A 601-nucleotide genomic window follows, 5' to 3' on the forward strand; every position below is an offset into this window, starting at 1 on the left:
CGCGGGTTTGACGAAGACCGGCAGGCCCAGCCGCTCGCACTCCTCGGGGCGCAGCCTGGAACGCGACGGGCGCAGCAACGAGCACGCCATCTCGTGCGTCTCGGCGGGCAGCATTCTGCGCAACCTGGATCCGGATCGGTTCGACGTGGTCGCGATCGGCATCACCCCGGAGGGGTCGTGGGTGCTCACCGACGGTGATCCGGCCGCGCTGGCGATCACCGACCGGAAACTGCCCGAGGTGACCGCCGCATCGGGCACCGAACTGGCGCTACCCGCCGATCCCCGGCGCAGCGGCCAGTTGGTGTCCCTGGCGCCCGGCGCCACCGAGGTCTTAGCGTCGGTCGACGTGGTCTTTCCGGTGCTGCACGGCCCCTACGGCGAGGACGGCACGATCCAGGGCCTGCTGGAGCTCGCCGGTGTGCCCTACGTGGGGGCCGGTGTGCTGGCCAGCGCGGCCGGCATGGACAAGGAATTCACCAAGAAGCTGTTCGCCGCCGAGGGATTGCCGGTCGGTGACTACGCGGTGCTGCGCCCGTCGCGTTCCAGGCTGCGCCCCGAGGAGTGCGAGCGGCTGGGCCTGCCGGTCTTCGTCAAACATGCA

Annotated in this window: 1 pseudogene; it reads left to right on the plus strand. The window is 70.5% G+C overall.

Annotated features, from left to right (window positions below):
• Positions 1 to 55: 55 nt before the first annotated feature.
• Positions 56 to 601: pseudogene (locus tag A5622_RS15670) on the plus strand (D-alanine--D-alanine ligase A); the annotation flags it as partial.

Origin of the sequence: Mycobacterium sp. 1245801.1, from assembly GCF_001673055.1 — a bacterium.
In the GTDB taxonomy this organism is placed as follows: Bacteria; Actinomycetota; Actinomycetes; order Mycobacteriales; family Mycobacteriaceae; genus Mycobacterium; species Mycobacterium europaeum_A.